Here is a 17,032-nt window from a genome sequence, read left to right as displayed (position 1 = left end):
GCTGTTTATTGTATCTTCTTTTCAAGGGCTTCGGCCTCCTGCAGGTGCTGCCTGATAAGTGGTAACTGCCGCGATGCGTATTGTTTTACGTCCATCGATACACCACTTTCCGCCATATCTTCGTAACGTTCCAGGAGCTTGTCGTGCAGGTGCCTTATCTCCCTGATATAGGCCAGGTCAAAAGCTATTCCTTCTTTAGCGGTAACTTCTTCAAGTACATCTTTGTGTGCATTACCCAAGGTTTGTGGCAGCACAAAATTAGCCTTACTTCCAAGGTCCTGCAGCTCGGTCAGCATTTGTTCATGGGCCTCCTCCATTTCCTGAGACATCGTTTTTACTTCAGGGCTAACACCTCGTGCAATTGCTTCCTGGCTCAGCTGTAGTTGCAACATATTAGCGCTGGCAGCTTCTGCTACAAACAGGGCATCGTTCTCCATATTTTTCTGCCCGGCCTGTTCAAACTGAGTTACACTCTGGTCAGCGGCTGCCCTAATGCTATCGTTAGAATTGCAACCTGTGTGCAGGCACAACACCATAGCAAACATCAGGCATAAAGGTAAATATCGTTTCATAGTCGTTTGGTTAAAAACAAAAAGCATCTGTAAAGTATAGGTACTTACAGATGCTTTCATATGTTTTACTAAGTAGGTCTTAGCCGGGGTTATTGGTTGCTTTGCTGTTTATCAACCATGTCTTTTACCTGTTTCGCACGGTCGAGGTGCTTACGCAGCACAGGTACAGTTTTACTTGCAAAAGATTTCGCTTCCGGATCCTGCAGGTTTTGTGCTGCATCCTCAAACAACTGCACATCTTCTTCATGGTCAGATACCATCATGTCCATATAAGCTTTGTCAAACTCAGCGCCTGTTTTCTGGCGAAGTTCACTTACATGATCCATGTGGTCTTTGCTCATGCTATCTGGCAGTGTAATGTTTTTGGTACCAGCCAGTGCTTTTAATTCAGTATTAGCTTTGGTATGGTCGGTTACCATCATTTGCCCAAAGCTTTTTACGTCTTTGTGCTGCCCTTTCTCCTGAGCCATTTTACCCAGTTCCACCTCCATCATACCACCGCTTGCTGCTTTGGTCATAAAGTCGGACATGTCTGTCATTTCATCTTCCATTTCAGTGCCTTCGGCAACCTCTTCATTTGCTTCCTGGGCCTCTTCTACTGGTTCCTGTTTCTGGTTACAGCTTAAGCTAAATAATAAAGCACAAGCGATTAAACCTGTTGATGCAATTTTTTTCATAGTTTTATAGTAGGTTAAGTAACTAAATATAATTAGTAACATTTTTTATACGCCCTAATTATCACGGAGTTATATTGTAGATATGTATAAACTGGTTTATGTTAACTCCCGTTACAATAGCAGCTTAGCCAATTCCGGCCAGCACCAGATTATACTTTTTGTAATGGCTGGGAAATTATTTTTCTGTTAACGATATTATTTATACTTCTTACTCAGTGTATGAAAAAAGAACTCTCAACTCGCATTAAAACCTGCTTATTTGTAATATTTATGCTTACTGCCGGCGTTGCTCAGGCGCAGGACGAGGAACAGGACATAGACACTCCGGAAATAAGTGAAATAGATACAGCACATGATCGCATTATAAAAGTGCACCCGCTACAGATTGGTGAAATATACTTTTCGTTTGAAAAGCTTCGCACCGAACGTGTGGCAAACGAGTATGGCATCGGGTACATCTATAAAAGCTACCTGAAAGGCGAAACCGATGATTGGGAAGATTATGAAGCAAAAAATGTAATGGGAGTTGCCATACATATGAGCCAGCGCTACTATAACACAAAAAAACGAACTGCTCCTTTTGGCTTGTTCTGGGGACCGGTTTTTGGCTACCGTTTTATGGTTTTTGAGGAAAACGTTTTTGAGCTACCTGAACAGGATCCATCATCACCAGACTACCGTTTTGTTGGTCGTTTATACCAAAATTCCTTAGACCTGAGCTACCAGCTGGGAGGGCAATTCCTGTTAGGTCAGCACTTTACGTTAGAGCTTGCCGGATCTTTAGGTGGTCGTGTAAAGTATGCAAGAGCTACCAGTGCCGATGAGTTATTACCAGAGCATATTATCGGGCATGAACTAGCAAGCGATGAAAGTTCTTACATTGCTGCCACACCGCTTGGCCAGTTAAAATTCTCAGTTGGCTACTCATTTTAGAGCCTAAGCAATATTTTTTCTATATAGCGTTAAACTATTGCAGGTTGCATTGCTCTAACTGGCATACACTCTCCATCTGAAATGATTATGAAAAAACAACTTGTGAAAATCTTACCACTAGTAGCTACGGCTGCCTTATTGTCTTTTACTGCCTGCCAGAAAACTGAAGATGAGATTGAAACAGTAGATACGGAAACTGTGGAATCCGAAACACTGGCTGAAATGGAATTTAATACAATGGGGGACTTTGTAGAAGAAGCCGGTAATGAAGAGGCTCTTTTAAATGGTCGTGTTGCAGCCACTTCAGAAGCCTTTCCTGCCTGCGCCACCCGCACCTTTAATGCAGAAACCCGGACGCTTACCATTGATTTTGGAACTACCAATTGTGTTTGCCGCGACGGCAGGAGCAGACGAGGTAAAATTGTAGCTGTTTTCGAAGGCCAGCGCCACACAGCAGGCTCCAGCGTAACTATAACCTTGCAAGACTACTATGTAAACGACATGCATTTTACGGGCACTAAAACCAAGACCTATGTTAATGCTAATGAAATGAATGTAGTAGTACGTGATGCAAGAATTGTGACTCCAAAAGGCAACCTGGAATGGAGCGCTGTACGTGTTGTAGAGCGAATTGCTGGAACTGATACTCGTTTATTAACGGACGATATTTACCAGATAACAGGCAGATCAACTGGCCTGAACAGAAGAGGTATAAAATTTAATACTGAAATTGAGCAGCCACTTAAACTTGTGATGGCACAGACCTGTGTGCGAAATTTTGTGGCGGGCCTTGTACGCACCACAACCGAAAATGGGCATACGATGGTGCTTGATTATGATCCGATCGGGGGTGAGCCTTGCGATAAAATTGCTGAGTTAACTATTAACAACCGCTCCAGAAGAATAGAATTGCGCTAAAGCTATTTATTAAGTATAAAAAGCCTGCTATAGTATGTAGCAGGCTTTTTTATGGTTTACACTTTCAGTTGTTACTTGTTTGCTTTACTTAATACACTATAAGCAATTAGCTTCCCGTTTTTGTAAGATTCGGAGCGCACCATCCCTATGCCAGGTGCAAAATATTCAACTATCTGGAGGCGGGTAACTTGCTTGTTCATATCTGTTCTGGTGCGGATTTCCATATCCTGTTTGATCTTGTAAGCATTATAGGCTCCTGCAGGTACGTTTATACTTTCCTTCTCACTAACTGTGCGGCCAGTTATAGTTACCACTATGGAAGATAATATTTGTCCGTTTTTCTTATCCAGCACATCAATCGTAGATGAACCATCTTTAAGGGTTTGCCCTACTGCTAATGTTGAAGGATATTCTAGCTGGTCGCCCTGTATTTTTATATCTGCGTTCTGGTGAGCCTCCAACAAATCAGGATTTACCATTATACCAATGTCTATGAAAACACTCCCCTCCTGACAGTAAACAGTATAATCTCCTTCTGTAGTAAGATTGCCTTCTTCGCCGTGCCGCTTGCTATGTATGGTAGCTTCTGTTTTGGTCGGGCTGCTGTTTACGGACGTGATTTTATGATATACCCTGCCAGTTAATTTATCCTTTTTATCATAGTGTATCAGTTCATATTCTGCTTTGTTCACAAACAGATAATAGCCTGCACAATCCTGGGCCAGTACGCACAAAGGCACTGAAACTATAGTTGCCATCAGAACCATCAAAAAACATATTGCTTTCTTACCCATAGAATTACACATTTCAATTATAGAGAAACAAGGCTCAATTCAACCAGAATCAGGAAGTATAGAGATTACCTTTACTCACCTATAGGTACGGGTAATAAGTACAGATGACCTGAATAGCAAGTATAAAAAAAGCCAGAGCAATGCTCTGGCTTCAATATATCAGCTTTTATAGATTTTATACTTAAGCTCCTTTAAACTCTGGCTTGCGCTTTTCATTAAAGGCTGTTACGCCCTCTTTATAATCGGCAGAGTTACCTGCAATCTTCTGACAATAAGCTTCGTAATCCAGCATCTCATCTAAAGAGGAATTGAAAGACTTGTTCAGCATCTTCTTCATCAGACCAATGGCTTTTGTTGGCGCTACAGCATAGCGGGCAGCCAACGCAGCAACAGCCCCATCTAATTCTTCAGGCGCCACCACCTGGTTTACCATACCTAACTGTAATGCTTCTTCAGCAGATACCTTCGAACCCAATGTGCTCAGCTCAAAAGCTTTAAGCGAACCCACTACGCGCGGCAGGAAAAACGAAGAACCTGAATCCAGCACCAGGCCTACATTTACAAATACCTCTATCATACTTGCAGCTGTAGAGGCCACTACCATATCACAGGCCAACGCTAGAGAGCATCCGGCACCGGCAGCAACGCCATTCAGTTTACAGATGATCGGCTTAGGCAAATTGCGCATCGCACGTATGATCGGGTTGTAACGCTTCTCCAACGACTCCGACAGATCTCGCTTATCGGTATTGGCAATTGCTTTCAGGTCTTGTCCTGAGCAGAAGGCTTTTCCGGCACCAGTCAGCACTACCACACGCACATTATCGTCGCGGGTTACCTGCTTCAGGGCATCCTGCAGATCATAGCTTTGCTGATCGTTAAAGGCATTAAAAACATCAGGTCGGTTAAGCGTTATAGTTGCCACGCCGTTCTGCACTTCATATAGTAAACATTCGTAAGTCATAGGTTCAGTAGGTTTATTTTGTTCTTAGCCAAAGGTAATGTATATGAGGGTAAGTGCAAAGCAGGTACAGCCTGCTACAGCGCAAACATACCAGCCATTAGTGCCAGCAGAAAGCCGCTTCCGAAACCGGTGTACACTTCGTAAGGTGTATGTGCGTGTAGCGCTAGACGGGCTGATAGTACTGCGCCTGTTAAAACAATACTTGCAGATAAGGGTAGCAGCATTGGTACATCAGGAATTAATTTGCTTAGCAGTACCAGCAAGCCTAAAGCTCCACCAACACCTACACTATGTGCACTCACTTTCCAGAACAGGGAGATACTATAGGTTAGCAATACCGAGGCCGTAATGATCACCATGATAAAATAGAAAATCTCATCGAAAGCAGGTTCGCGGTACAACAGGTAGGTGGTGATGCCATAACACAAACCCGTAAATAGCAACGGCAGGCGGCGCTGTTCCCGGCGCTCCATCTCCATAGAGTCTAGTTGGCCGGCACGCACCATAGCATAGGCACCTAAACCGGGAATTATAAACGTGGTAAAAAAGATCATGCCCAGCACAATCCAGCGGCTTTGCATGGGCAGCGAAAGTGCAGGCGCAGGCAGGTAGTAAAGTATAAAAGCAAACAGGTAAGTTGGCAGCAGCAGCGGGTGTAGCACTACCGACAAAAACCTGGCAAGAGAACGGTTCACGGTATTTAATTATGAATTATGAATGTCGAATTGATCTTGAAATTTATACTTGCTACTATACTTACACATTTATACTTTGCTGTAAATCATAATTTATAATTCAGCATTCATACTTCTAAAGTTATAGTTCTTTGCGGAGGCGGGCCACAGGTATATTCAGTTGCTCACGGTATTTGGCAACAGTACGGCGGGCAATGTTGTAGCCTTTCTCGTTCAGTATCTGCTCTATCTTCTCGTCAGAGAGTGGCTTGCGCTTGCTTTCGCCCTCAATAATCTCTTTCAGGATGTGCTTTACTTCGCGGCTGCTGGCGTCTTCGCCGGAGTCGGTGGCTATACCTTCTGAGAAGAAATACTTGAGCGGGTAAATACCAAACTCGGTCTGTACGGCTTTGCTGTTGGCTACACGGCTAACGGTACTTATGTCCATGCCAATATCTTCGGCAATGTCTTTCAGGATCATGGGCCTCAACAAGCTCTCATCTCCTTCCAGAAAGAAATCGTGCTGGTACTTTATGATAGACTCCATGGTGCGCAGCAAGGTGTTCTGGCGCTGGCGGATGGCATCTATAAACCACTTGGCTGCATCCAGTTTCTGCTTCACAAAAGCCACTGTCTCCTTCAGCTTCTTATCCTTTTTGTCTGATTTCTCATAGGCATCGAACATATCAGCATAAGAACGGCTGATACGCAGGTCTGGGGCATTCCGCGAGTTAAGCGAAAGCTCCAGCTGGCCGTTGTTGTTGGTAAGTATAAAATCCGGGATGATATACTGGATACGCGTCATGCCAGCGCCGGCGCCACCTGGTTTCGGGTTCAGCTTGGTAATTATATCTACAGCTTTCTTCAGTGCATCTTCTGATACACCAAATTTGCTCTGTATCTTTTGGTAATGCTTTTTGGTAAACTCATCAAAGGCATCTTCTAAAATGCGTTCGGCAAGTATAGTTGTTTCGTCCTGGTCGCGGCGATGCAGTTGCAGCAGCAAACACTCCGGCAGGTCGCGGGCAGCAATACCGGCTGGGTCGAAGGTCTGGATCATGTGCAGCACTTCTTCGATCTCTTCTTCGCTGGCATCTATGTTCTGCGAAAAAGCCAGGTCATTGGCGATAGAGCTCAGCTCGCGGCGTATGTAACCATCGTTATCTATACTCCCGATCAGCTGCATGCCAATCGTGTGCTGCTTATCATCAAGGTCTAAAAAGCCAAGCTGGTCCAGTAACTGATCGGTTAGCGTAGATGCCACGGCAATTGGCATTTCACGGTCGTCTTCATCTTCGCCGCCACGGTCGCCCTGCATTTTGTAACCGCTTATTTCATCGTCGTGCAGGTAATCGTTCAGGTCGATATCGTCTTTGCCGTAATCATCGTCGGTATCACCGTAATCGTCGCTTTCAGACTCGCTATAGAGGTCTTCGGCAGGCTCGTCGTTGCCTTCTTCCAGGGCAGGGTTTACTTCCAGTTCTTCTTTAATGCGCATCTCCAGCTCAGCCGTAGGTATCTGCAGCAGCTTGATAAATTGTATCTGCTGCGGCGATAGCTTCTGCTGTAAAAGTTGTCTTAAGTCGAGACGCTGCATGGTTTAGAGTTGGTTTCTGTAACGGTTGCCCGTATTTCAAATTTAGAATAATTTTACTCGCATTATCAACAAAAGGTTGAAAATTCGTTTGTTTAGCGGATTTTTTACCAAGTATAGCTCAGAGCATCAACCGGTTTATCGCTTTTTATACTTTCTGCCTTACCTTTGCACTCTTAAAAGTATAACGAGTACCAGGTATAAAGTGCAGCACTATAAGCCTAGCTAAATTTATCGTGCTGCTCAAAATCCGATCATTCTTTATACCTTTATATCAGGCTACATTTAAATTACATAAACGCAACGTTACATGCAACGCACAAAAGTAAAAGACCTGCTGACAGGCGCCGAAGCGGGCAAAGATGTTCTGCTGAAAGGCTGGGTGCGCACCAAGCGCGGAAATAAGTACGTGAACTTTATTGCCGTTAACGACGGCTCTACTATAAATAATATTCAGGTTGTAGCCGATGCCAATAATTTCAGTGAAGAGCAACTGAAAGATGTTACAACCGGCGCTGCCGTTTCTATTACCGGCGAGCTGGTAGCATCGCAGGGCAAAGGACAGGCGTTTGAAGTACAGGCTAAAACTATAGAAGTACTGGGCAAAGCTGATCCGGAAACATACCCGTTACAGAAAAAAGCACACTCGCTGGAGTTTTTGCGTGAGATTGCGCACCTGCGTTTCCGTACCAATACATTTGGCGCAGTATTCAGAGTTCGTAACTCATTGGCTTTTGCCGTGCACAGGTTCTTTAACGAGAAGGGTTTTGTATACATGCACACGCCTATCATCACGGCTTCGGATGCTGAAGGTGCAGGTGAGATGTTCCGTGTAACCACACTGGATCCGGTTAACCCGCCGCGCACTGAGAACGGTGAAGTAAACTATGCTGAAGACTTCTTTGGCAGAGCTACTAACCTAACGGTATCAGGGCAGTTGGAAGGCGAATTGGCGGCAATGGCGTTCAGTGATATTTATACTTTCGGACCAACGTTCCGTGCGGAAAACTCAAACACAACACGCCACTTAGCAGAGTTCTGGATGATTGAGCCGGAAATGGCTTTCTATGACCTGAAAATGAACGCCGACCTGGCTGAAGAATTTATCAAGTATATTATCCGTTACGCGCTGGAGAATAACCGCGAAGACATTGAGTTTTTAGGTCAGCGTTTGACAGAAGAAGATAAAGCCAAGCCACAGAACGAGCGCCAGGAAATGACCTTGCTGGAGAAGCTGGAGTTTGTAGTAAATAACGACTTTGAGCGCGTAACTTACACCGAAGCGATTGACATACTGCTGAACTCGAACCATTACAAGAAGAAGAAATTCCAGTACGATGTGAAGTGGGGCATTGACCTGCAGAGTGAGCACGAGCGCTACCTGGTAGAGAAGCACTTCAAAAAACCGGTTATCGTTACTGATTATCCTAAGGATATTAAAGCCTTCTACATGCGCCTGAACGACGATGGTAAAACGGTCGCTGCGATGGATATACTTGCGCCGGGCATTGGCGAGATTGTAGGTGGTTCGCAGCGTGAAGAACGCCTAGATATACTGGTAGAGCGCATGAAAGGCGTAGGCATTGAAGAAGAAGCGCTTTGGTGGTATCTGGATACGCGCCGTTTCGGTGGCTGTCCGCACGCAGGTTTCGGTCTTGGCTTTGAGCGTATGGTGCAGTTCGTAACCGGCATGGGTAACATCCGCGACGTAATTCCTTTCCCAAGAACACCGCAGAACGCAGAGTTTTAATTACAATTTATACATTGCAGGAGAGCCCGGCTATACTTTAGCCGGGCTTTTTTGTTTTTGTAACACAGGAAATACGGATTTTCTTATATTTGATTACTTAACTATAAACACAGCTATGACCAGACTTTACACGCTTCTTATTGCTTTATTTCTCACATCATCTGCCCTTGCCCAAACCCCTTTCTCCAGTGTAAGCTTCCCTGTAAATAATATCAATCATTTAACTGCAGAAACAAACCAGGCAGGAGATGTATGTATAGTTGCGTTTGGTCATTTAGGTACTGATTTTTTGATTCTTGATGATCAAGGCAAGAAAGTGTCTACAGGAAACTATCCTTACAATTTTGCAAATGGCTCAACCATTTTAGGAATGATAGGCCTGCCCGATAGGTTTATTTACTTCGACGAGACACCAAATGCACCAGGTACTGTCCAACCTTATAAGGTTGATCGCCAGACAGGACAGGTAATAATGCTAAATTCTGTGGTAGCAGTTCCTGATAAAAATAGCATACTTACCACAGCCTTTTCAGCTAATGGCCGTTTTTATGCGCTTTTCTTAAACAGAAAAGCAAATATTTTATACGTAAGCATTTTTAAAGACGAGCATACGCCTGAGGTCAGAACTTATTCTTTAAATAGCTTTGGCGACAAACAAATGTATGGCCGCTTAGTAAAGCGCGGGGATCTGCAATTAATGTTACCAGGGGTCGATCAGAACATGTACTCTAATTCTGCTTTTAGTAAAATTTATGCATCTCCTGATAAATTGATGATCACATTCGATATGTTTGATAACCCGGATGCTCCGAAATATTCGAGAACAACAGAAATATTAACACTAGACTTAAAACAAGATAAAGCTACTTTCCAGCAACTTCCTTATCTGACAATTGGCAGAGGGCTCATATTTAATTCATACTTGCATCAGAATAAAATTTACAGGTTTGTTGTTTCTAATCTGGCAATACAATTGGAAGTACACGACTTAGCAGCAAATAAACTTTTAAAGCATTACTCCTACTCACAGCAAGATTCTATTGGCATTATGGTTAATGATGCTATTAAAATTGGTACTCCTGACTCTTGGTCTCCACAAGCTAAATCAATAAAAACAACCAAGAAGCTCTTCAGCAAATTTGAACACGGCATACCTGCTATTGCTGTTGATACATTAACTTTTGGTAAACTACAACTGATGATGGGTACTTATCATGTGCAGGAAAGTAGAGCCGCCACAATAGGTGGAGCCGCAACAAGAAGAGCTGCTGTTTTTGGTGGTCCGGCTGCTTTGCCCTTAATACTCCTTGGTGCAGCTCTGCAAGGAACAAGTATTACAATGACTGAGGGAGTTGGGGTTAGCACTTATTTCCAGAGTATACTTTCTTCAGACAATTTTGAGACTGCGCCGGATAACCTTCGCAAAAGCATTCAGGAAAAAATGAGTGATTACGAAAGACTGTTATATACTCAAAAAGTAAGACCGGCAGGAGCTGTAGTTTATACTTACCAAGGCAAAGCCTACTTTGGCTATTTAGATAAGGAAACAAAACTTTTAAACATAGCGGCATTCTCTAAAAATTACTAAAATCAACCCTAATTATACGTTGTTTAAATTTCCTGATTTTGCTGCTGCAGTTCCCACACTTCTGGCTGGAAATTTGCTAGTTATACGGTACAAATCGTATATTAAAATCTATGTATAAATTAATCCTAACCCTGCTCTTGTTTGCAGGCTTTGCGCAAATGGCGAGTGCCCAGCGCGAGTTCGCAAACCTGGAGCTCCCTCTACGCCAACCAGAAGACCTGGTATCAGTAGCTGATGATAACGGAAATGTTTGTTTATACTTCTTCCAGAACAATGAACTGCATTTCACACTTGTATCCCCCACTGGAGCTGTACTAGCTCAGCATGAAATACCTTACCGCTGGAACCGCGATCCGCAAGTATTAGGAACCCGTGTAACTGATACTGATTTTATTTTTTACAGCCGGTATGTAAATGGCCGCCGTGAGTATGTGCGCCCGTTTGCTATTAACCGTAAGAGTGGTGCGTTTAAAAGCTTACCGGATGTAGAACTGGAAAAAGAGCGTAACACTGATTTTGTGGGTGGCTTCGGAGACGATGACCATTTTTACATGCTCTATACCGACAACAAAGATCACCTGCATTTATACCGTAGCAGCGACTCGCCGGAAGGACTGGCAAAAATGGACTATAAAGTATTTGAGCCGAGCCTGCCTCAGACCCGCGTTCGTGATTCCCGCCTGATGGACCTTGTGTATGTGCACCCGGATATGGAGCAAACTGTAACAGCAGGCCACCATCGCAGTAAGATATATACCCGCAATGGCGACATTTACATGATCTTTGACGGGCAACCCCTGAAAGAATTTAAAAAGCAGGCTACAACCGAAATACTTGCCCTCGACTGGGAAAGCGGTAAAACAAGCTACCGTACACTTCCTGCACTTGAGCAACGCAATGGGCCCGCTTTTAACTCTTTCCTGTTCCAGAACACCTTATTCCGTTTACAGCTGGACCGCGAAAACCTGAACCTTACAGCCTACAATTTTGATGACCTGAAAGCTGTTAAGACCTATAGTTTTAAAGGAGAAGATGAAATTGCCATTAAATCTACGCCGGTATATCAGCGTGGCGTGGGCGGCCTGTTCAAATCTGATGTGGATACTGTAGAGCAAACATCCAAAGTGATGAAAAAACTGGCTGAAGGGCTACCTGCCATCACTGTAAATGCTTTTACTGATAGCACCATACAGCTCACGATAGGCTCTTATGATCCGCCAGCTGATAGAAGCAACTCATCGGATATGAACCGGCTGGTACGTACGCCGGACCAGTACTACCGCACTTCCCGTGGACTGATGATGATACCGGGACGTTGGGTACCTGCTTATAATATACCTAGTTATTATCTGAACTCGCCATATTATAGCCGCTACTTTTATGACCCGTACGGGAAGGGCAGTAGCCGTTCGTCTGGCCCAGGTATCAGCACTTACTTTAGAGCTGTATTAAATAATAATACCTTAACCAAAACTTCTAACGGTAAAAAAGAAGTGCTTCAGGATAAACTAGACAAGTATGAGCAGGAGCTGAAATCGGAGCCGGACTATAAAACGGTATACCGCTACGGTAACAAGCTGCACTACGGCTACTACGACCGCAAAACCAAAACCTTCCGCATTATGGAATTTGCGGCCAATAACTAAATAAGACCCAGATAAAATAAGAAAGGGCTGCCCCATAATGGGGCAGCCCTTTCTTATTTTATATTTTCTATTTCTGGCCCATAAGTGTCTGCACTTTTGCCTGTATAGCTGGGTCTTGCTTAAACGCTACCATTATCTGTTCATACTTTTCTATGGTCATGCCGTCTTTCACGATGGCTTTTTCCATATCCTGCTCCATGGTTGGCTGCAGTGCCATCATGCGTTGCGCAGACTTATTAAAAGCCTCTAGCTCTGCTGGTGTAGCTTTTACTTCTCCTAATTTCTGCTGCTGATGCGCTTTAGCCATCTCGCTGAATTTCTCAACACTTAGCTTTTCTTCAGCCAATATAGCCAGCATTGCTTTCTCTCCTTCCTGTTGTACGACCATCAGGCGGTTATTAGCATCGGCAAACTGTTTTAGGTCAGCATCGGTAATTCCTGTTGATGGTGTGGTTTGCTCTGTGGCAGGCTGTACTGGCTTTTGCTGTTGTTGCTTTTTCTGTGCAAGAGCTGTATTTGCAAATGCACTGGCCCCTACTACAAGTATAGCTACAGTAAACCCTTTAATTTTATTATGTAAGATGTTCATAAGTTTCTGGATTGGTTAAAAGTGAATGTATTGAACTAGGCTGCTAAGCAGTCATAACCTATACTATACTTCTTTTCAGCAGTTTAGTTTAAAAACAGTGCAATTTTAACGTGTAAGAAGCATGCTACTGACTCACCTTTAGACATATGCCCAAGTATAACCCTTTTCAAGGCTGAGCTATACTTCCTCCCCTTCCAGTGTAGAAGCAGACTTAAGAACAGGCATTTTCACAAACTGCTCCTTCTTCAGGTTAAGCCACTCCAGGGCGGTGCCGCTCAACATACGTTCTATAGTTGCCAGGTCGTAAGGCATGGATTCTATCAGCTTGCCGGGCTCCAGCTCACCCAAGGGGAAAGGATAATCGGTACCCAGCGCAATGCAGTTGGCACCAACCAGGTTCACCAGGTATTCCAGCATCAAAGGGTCGTGCACCAGCGAATCAAAATAGAACTTACCCAAGTACTCGCGTGGGTTTACATTGTTATCGATGGCACAAAGGTCCGGGCGGACTTCGAAGCCATGGGCAATACGGCCTATAGTTGACGGAAAAGAACCTCCGCCATGTGCAAAGGCTACCCGTAATTTAGGCAGGCGCTCCAACACGCCTCCGAAGATCATAGAACAGATCGCCACAGTAGTTTCAGCGGGCATTCCCACCAGCCACGGCATCCAGTATTTGCTTGTGCGGTCTTTGCCCAGCATATCCCAGGGGTGTACAAAAATGGCAGCGCCTAAGTCCTGGGCAGCTTCAAAGATCGGGAACAGCTTTGGTTCATCCAGGTTGCAGCCATTCACATTCGTCCCAATCTGTATACCTGGCATACCCAGCTCCTTTACGCAACGCTCCAGCTCCTTTATAGCCAGGTCAGTGTCCTGCATCGGTACTGTACCTAAACCAATAAAACGGTCAGGGTAATCGGCTACTACACCGGCAATATGGTCGTTCAGTAGTTTGCTCAGGTCATAGGTATGTTCGGGTTTGGCCCAGTAGTTAAACATTACCGGCACTGTGCTCAGCACTTGAACACCTACTTTATGCTGGCTGCACTCGTGCATGCGCACCTTCGGGTCCCAGCAATTGTCCTGTATCTCCCGGAAGAACTTATCATCCATCATCATGCGGGCACAGCAGGGCTTGTGGTGCTCTAAACGAATAAAGCCGCCATACCCGTACCGTTCACGCAGGTTAGGCCAGGTTGCAGGCAAAATGTGCGTATGTATATCGATCTTCAGCAGACCAGAATCGGTAAGTACAGGAGATGTAGGCGTATGTTTATGCATGATGTAAAAAGGGCGAAAAGCCGGAATAAACCATTCGGCACTGTCAGGCAATCCAACAATATAAGCATTTATACTTTAAATACGCAGCTCAGGGCTCGAAAGCTTAGCTTAAACTGCCGATTTTATACCTGCCTGATCTATAGCATATAAGTATAGCTGCCATTGCGTAGTATACCTCAAGAGCAAACCAACACAAATTAGTATATTCGCAGACCTTTACGAACTCCCGCTAAATTGGTGGCACAAACTATAAACGATCTGCATTAACAATGAACTATCAGAATACCCTAGCCTTTGCGCAGGAGCAAGACCAGAACGACCCACTATATCACTTCAGAGATAAATTTTACTTTCCGCAGGTTAATGGCAAAGATGCTATTTACTTCTGTGGCAACTCACTTGGGCTGCAGCCAAAGTCGGCTCAGATGTACATCGATAACGAAATGTATAAATGGGCAAACCTGGCCGTAGAAGGGCATTTTAAAGGCGAAGAGCCTTGGTTTAATTATCACGAACTTTTAGCTGGCGGTGCTGCACGTGTGGTTGGTGCTAAAGAGAGCGAAGTAGTGGTTATGAACCAGCTTACTGTTAACCTGCACCTGATGCTGGTATCGTTTTACAGACCGGAAGGCAAGCGTTTTAAGATTATTACCGAAGCCGGAGCATTCCCTTCAGACCAATACGCACTGGAAACTCAAACCCGCTTTCATGGCTATAACCCCGACGAAGCAGTAATTGAGCTGTATCCGAGAGAAGGTGAACACACGCTGCGCACCGAAGATATCCTGCAAAGTATAAAAGACAATGCCGATGAGCTTGCACTGGTAATGATGGGCGGCATTAACTACTATACCGGCCAGGTTTTTGATATGGAAGCTATTACCAAAGCAGGCCACGAAGCAGGTGCTATAGTTGGATTTGACCTGGCACACGCTGCCGGTAACGTACCTGTAAAACTACACGACTGGGATGTAGACTTTGCGGTGTGGTGTACTTATAAATACCTGAACTCGGGCCCGGGCGGTACATCAGGTGTATTTGTGCACGAGCGACACGGTAATAACCCCGACCTGCCACGCTTTGCAGGTTGGTGGGGCCACGATGCCAGTGCTCGTTTCCAGATGAAGAAAGGCTTTATACCTATGCCCGGTGCCGCAGGCTGGCAGGTCAGTAACGCCCAGATCTTACCATTGGCTGTACACCGTGCTTCTTTAGAGCTTTTTGATGCGGCCGGAATGGAGAACATGCGCGCGAAAAGCGAAAAGCTAACTGGTTACCTGGAGTACCTCATCAACGATGTGCATGTGGGCAAAGATGTGCTGGAGATGATCACGCCAACCGACCCGAAGGCTCGTGGCTGCCAGATATCTATACTTGTAAAAAAGAACGCCCGTGAACTGTTTAGCAAACTGATGGAAGCCGGCATTATAGTTGACTACCGCGAACCAAATGTAATACGCGTAGCTCCTACCCCGCTTTATAACAGCTTTGAAGAAGTTTACCGCTTCTCTGAGATTCTGCACGAATGCCTGGAAGATCACCAATAAAATGTAGCAGATAAAAGTATAAGTATAAAACCTGGTTTGCCAAAGTATAGGTAAGCCAGGTTTTCTGCTTTTATAGCTGCCTTACTGCTTTAAGCACATCTTTAAAACGAAGCTATAGTTCTTTGCAAAAGCTCCTGCACCCGCTTCAATCGTAAAATTCTGGTTCTAAACCCGTAGCTAACTAAGTATAATACCGTATAAGCCGCTACGTAATAACCACAAACAGTACCAGGCAGCTTTACATGGACCCATATATTCTTATACTCACCATCATCGGATTAGCGGCACTTTCCATGGCGTGGGTCCCGGCTTTGCTGCGCAAAACATTTATATCTTATCCCATTGTGTTTGTGGCAGTAGGCGCTATACTCTACCTCTTCCCTTTCGAACTGCCTTCTCCCAGCCCGCTCTGGCAGGAAGATTATGTAGTGCACCTAACAGAACTGGTTGTTATTATTTCACTGATGGGCACCGGCCTGAAGATCAGGCGCAAATTCAATTTTAAAAACTGGCAGATACCTTTCCGGTTGGTAAGTATAACCATGCTGCTTTGTATTGCCGGACTTAGCCTAATGGGCTGGGGAATTTTAGGGCTGGCGCCTGCCGCAGCTATATTACTGGGAGCAGTACTGGCACCTACCGACCCGGTATTGGCGGAGCAGGTACAGGTTGGCCCCCCAGACGATCCCGAAGAAGATGATGTACGATTTTCGCTTACCGCTGAGGCAGGACTAAACGATGGAATGGCTTTTCCGTTTACATGGCTTGCGGTAGTAATAGCTGTTGCAGCTGGCACCTCCGGCGACTGGCTGTTTGACTGGGTAATTCGTGATCTGCTATACCGTGTTATTGCTGGCGCTGGTATTGGCTTCCTTATCGGCCGGGGGTTAGCCTATCTTATCTTTAAGCTGCCTCGCAAATCCAGCTTCCCAAGAGCAACCGATGGGTTTCTGGCATTATCAGCAACCTTGGTGTCTTATGGCATAACAGAACTGGCACACGGGTATGGTTTCCTGGCTGTATTTATTACAGCCATAACCATGAGCAGCTTTGAAGCAGAAGACAAGTACCACACCGAGATGCACGATTTTGTAGCACAGGTAGAGCATATTATGATGGTGATGCTGCTGATCGTGTTTGGCGGTAGCCTGGTGCGGGGCCTGCTGGATCATCTTACCTGGAACGGAGTGTTTATTGGTATTGCGTTTCTGTTTATAATCCGGCCTGTGTCTGCCCTTATCGGGATGATAGGCGTAAAAGTGTCGCTTCATGAAAAGCTGGCTATAAGCTTTTTCGGCATCCGGGGTATCGGCTCCTTCTTTTACTTATCATTTGCTTTAGATAAAGTTGATTTTGTAGATGCAGATACGCTTTGGTCTATTGTAGGATTTATTGTAATGGTCTCTATTATACTTCATGGAGTAACTGCTACTCACATTATGAGACATCTCGACTGGACCAGGGAGAAAAAGGAAATAGCAGGTGAAACGAAAAAGATCACCTGA

General features: G+C 44.8%; 15 protein-coding genes. 7 read left to right on the top strand and 8 right to left on the bottom strand.

The features are described 5' to 3' along the window. Positions 1 to 5 precede the first annotated feature (5 nt). Together MJ612_RS16475 and MJ612_RS16470 are read right to left on the bottom strand one after the other, a co-directional pair. Positions 6 to 572 carry a DUF4142 domain-containing protein gene (locus MJ612_RS16475; protein ID WP_187032102.1) on the bottom strand — a complete coding sequence of 189 codons (567 nt, stop codon included), beginning with the start codon at positions 570 to 572 and terminating at the stop codon, positions 6 to 8. Between the two features lie 89 nt (positions 573 to 661). After that, complete coding sequence (locus MJ612_RS16470; protein WP_187032104.1) at positions 662 to 1,249, bottom strand: DUF4142 domain-containing protein; 588 nt, start codon at positions 1,247 to 1,249, stop codon at positions 662 to 664. 219 nt (positions 1,250 to 1,468) lie between these two features. On the opposite strand from MJ612_RS16470, the gene MJ612_RS16465 reads away from it, so the two are divergent. Continuing rightward, positions 1,469 to 2,182, top strand: coding sequence for an ABC transporter ATP-binding protein (locus MJ612_RS16465; protein WP_187032106.1), 714 nt, complete (start codon positions 1,469 to 1,471; stop codon positions 2,180 to 2,182). Positions 2,183 to 2,269: 87 nt separating this feature from the next. Next, on the top strand, positions 2,270 to 3,100 hold the full coding sequence (locus tag MJ612_RS16460; protein ID WP_187032108.1) for a hypothetical protein: 831 nt from the start codon (positions 2,270 to 2,272) through the stop codon (positions 3,098 to 3,100). Positions 3,101 to 3,171: 71 nt separating this feature from the next. On the opposite strand, the gene MJ612_RS16455 is transcribed toward MJ612_RS16460, so the two are convergent. The 4 genes from MJ612_RS16455 to rpoN form a co-directional block, all read right to left on the bottom strand. Beyond that, positions 3,172 to 3,894: a TapB family protein gene (locus tag MJ612_RS16455; protein WP_187032110.1), complete on the bottom strand. Its 723-nt coding sequence runs from the start codon at positions 3,892 to 3,894 to the stop codon at positions 3,172 to 3,174. A gap of 181 nt (positions 3,895 to 4,075) precedes the next feature. After that, positions 4,076 to 4,858, bottom strand: coding sequence for an enoyl-CoA hydratase-related protein (locus tag MJ612_RS16450; RefSeq protein WP_187032112.1), 783 nt, complete (start codon positions 4,856 to 4,858; stop codon positions 4,076 to 4,078). Positions 4,859 to 4,932: 74 nt separating this feature from the next. Further along, positions 4,933 to 5,553, bottom strand: coding sequence for a hypothetical protein (locus MJ612_RS16445; protein ID WP_250419217.1), 621 nt, complete (start codon positions 5,551 to 5,553; stop codon positions 4,933 to 4,935). Positions 5,554 to 5,674: 121 nt separating this feature from the next. Then, complete coding sequence (rpoN, locus tag MJ612_RS16440; RefSeq protein ID WP_187032114.1) at positions 5,675 to 7,129, bottom strand: RNA polymerase factor sigma-54; 1,455 nt, start codon at positions 7,127 to 7,129, stop codon at positions 5,675 to 5,677. A 307-nt stretch (positions 7,130 to 7,436) separates the two neighbouring features. On the opposite strand from rpoN, the gene asnS reads away from it, so the two are divergent. The 3 genes from asnS to MJ612_RS16425 all read left to right on the top strand — a co-directional run bounded on the left by asnS (position 7,437) and on the right by MJ612_RS16425 (position 12,110). Further along, positions 7,437 to 8,876, top strand: a complete 1,440-nt coding sequence (gene asnS / locus MJ612_RS16435) for an asparagine--tRNA ligase (RefSeq protein ID WP_187032116.1) — start codon at positions 7,437 to 7,439, stop codon at positions 8,874 to 8,876. A gap of 115 nt (positions 8,877 to 8,991) precedes the next feature. After that, entirely contained in the window at positions 8,992 to 10,464 is a 1,473-nt protein-coding gene (locus MJ612_RS16430; RefSeq protein WP_187032118.1) for a hypothetical protein, read from the top strand. Between the two features lie 110 nt (positions 10,465 to 10,574). Continuing rightward, the gene (locus MJ612_RS16425) at positions 10,575 to 12,110 is read left to right on the top strand and encodes a hypothetical protein (protein ID WP_187032119.1); all 1,536 of its coding nucleotides are present in this window, start codon (positions 10,575 to 10,577) and stop codon (positions 12,108 to 12,110) included. A 67-nt stretch (positions 12,111 to 12,177) separates the two neighbouring features. Here MJ612_RS16425 and MJ612_RS16420 read toward each other — a convergent pair whose 3' ends face one another. Together MJ612_RS16420 and MJ612_RS16415 are read right to left on the bottom strand one after the other, a co-directional pair. Beyond that, positions 12,178 to 12,699 (bottom strand): DUF4168 domain-containing protein, encoded by a 522-nt coding sequence (locus tag MJ612_RS16420; RefSeq protein ID WP_187032121.1) that lies wholly within the window; start codon positions 12,697 to 12,699, stop codon positions 12,178 to 12,180. Positions 12,700 to 12,876: 177 nt separating this feature from the next. Then, complete coding sequence (locus tag MJ612_RS16415) at positions 12,877 to 13,980, bottom strand: amidohydrolase family protein (RefSeq protein WP_222619659.1); 1,104 nt, start codon at positions 13,978 to 13,980, stop codon at positions 12,877 to 12,879. Between the two features lie 269 nt (positions 13,981 to 14,249). Here MJ612_RS16415 and kynU point away from each other — a divergent pair, with 269 nt between their 5' ends. Together kynU and MJ612_RS16405 are read left to right on the top strand one after the other, a co-directional pair. After that, positions 14,250 to 15,527, top strand: a complete 1,278-nt coding sequence (gene kynU, locus MJ612_RS16410; protein ID WP_187032123.1) for a kynureninase — start codon at positions 14,250 to 14,252, stop codon at positions 15,525 to 15,527. 242 nt (positions 15,528 to 15,769) lie between these two features. Then, on the top strand, positions 15,770 to 17,032 hold the full coding sequence (locus MJ612_RS16405) for a cation:proton antiporter (protein ID WP_187032125.1): 1,263 nt from the start codon (positions 15,770 to 15,772) through the stop codon (positions 17,030 to 17,032).

Source organism: Pontibacter deserti (assembly GCF_023630255.1).
In the GTDB taxonomy this organism is placed as follows: Bacteria; Bacteroidota; Bacteroidia; order Cytophagales; family Hymenobacteraceae; genus Pontibacter; species Pontibacter deserti.
This window is presented reverse-complemented; position numbering and strand designations above follow the sequence as displayed.

Coding starts and splice junctions, on each gene's coding strand:
- MJ612_RS16475 (WP_187032102.1), bottom strand. CDS start 572: ATGAAACGATATTTACCTTTATGCCTGATGTTTGCTATGGTGTTGTGC.
- MJ612_RS16470 (WP_187032104.1), bottom strand. CDS start 1,249: ATGAAAAAAATTGCATCAACAGGTTTAATCGCTTGTGCTTTATTATTT.
- MJ612_RS16465 (WP_187032106.1), top strand. CDS start 1,469: ATGAAAAAAGAACTCTCAACTCGCATTAAAACCTGCTTATTTGTAATA.
- MJ612_RS16460 (WP_187032108.1), top strand. CDS start 2,270: ATGAAAAAACAACTTGTGAAAATCTTACCACTAGTAGCTACGGCTGCC.
- MJ612_RS16455 (WP_187032110.1), bottom strand. CDS start 3,894: ATGGGTAAGAAAGCAATATGTTTTTTGATGGTTCTGATGGCAACTATA.
- MJ612_RS16450 (WP_187032112.1), bottom strand. CDS start 4,858: ATGACTTACGAATGTTTACTATATGAAGTGCAGAACGGCGTGGCAACT.
- rpoN (WP_187032114.1), bottom strand. CDS start 7,129: ATGCAGCGTCTCGACTTAAGACAACTTTTACAGCAGAAGCTATCGCCG.
- asnS (WP_187032116.1), top strand. CDS start 7,437: ATGCAACGCACAAAAGTAAAAGACCTGCTGACAGGCGCCGAAGCGGGC.
- MJ612_RS16430 (WP_187032118.1), top strand. CDS start 8,992: ATGACCAGACTTTACACGCTTCTTATTGCTTTATTTCTCACATCATCT.
- MJ612_RS16425 (WP_187032119.1), top strand. CDS start 10,575: ATGTATAAATTAATCCTAACCCTGCTCTTGTTTGCAGGCTTTGCGCAA.
- MJ612_RS16420 (WP_187032121.1), bottom strand. CDS start 12,699: ATGAACATCTTACATAATAAAATTAAAGGGTTTACTGTAGCTATACTT.
- MJ612_RS16415 (WP_222619659.1), bottom strand. CDS start 13,980: ATGCATAAACATACGCCTACATCTCCTGTACTTACCGATTCTGGTCTG.
- kynU (WP_187032123.1), top strand. CDS start 14,250: ATGAACTATCAGAATACCCTAGCCTTTGCGCAGGAGCAAGACCAGAAC.
- MJ612_RS16405 (WP_187032125.1), top strand. CDS start 15,770: ATGGACCCATATATTCTTATACTCACCATCATCGGATTAGCGGCACTT.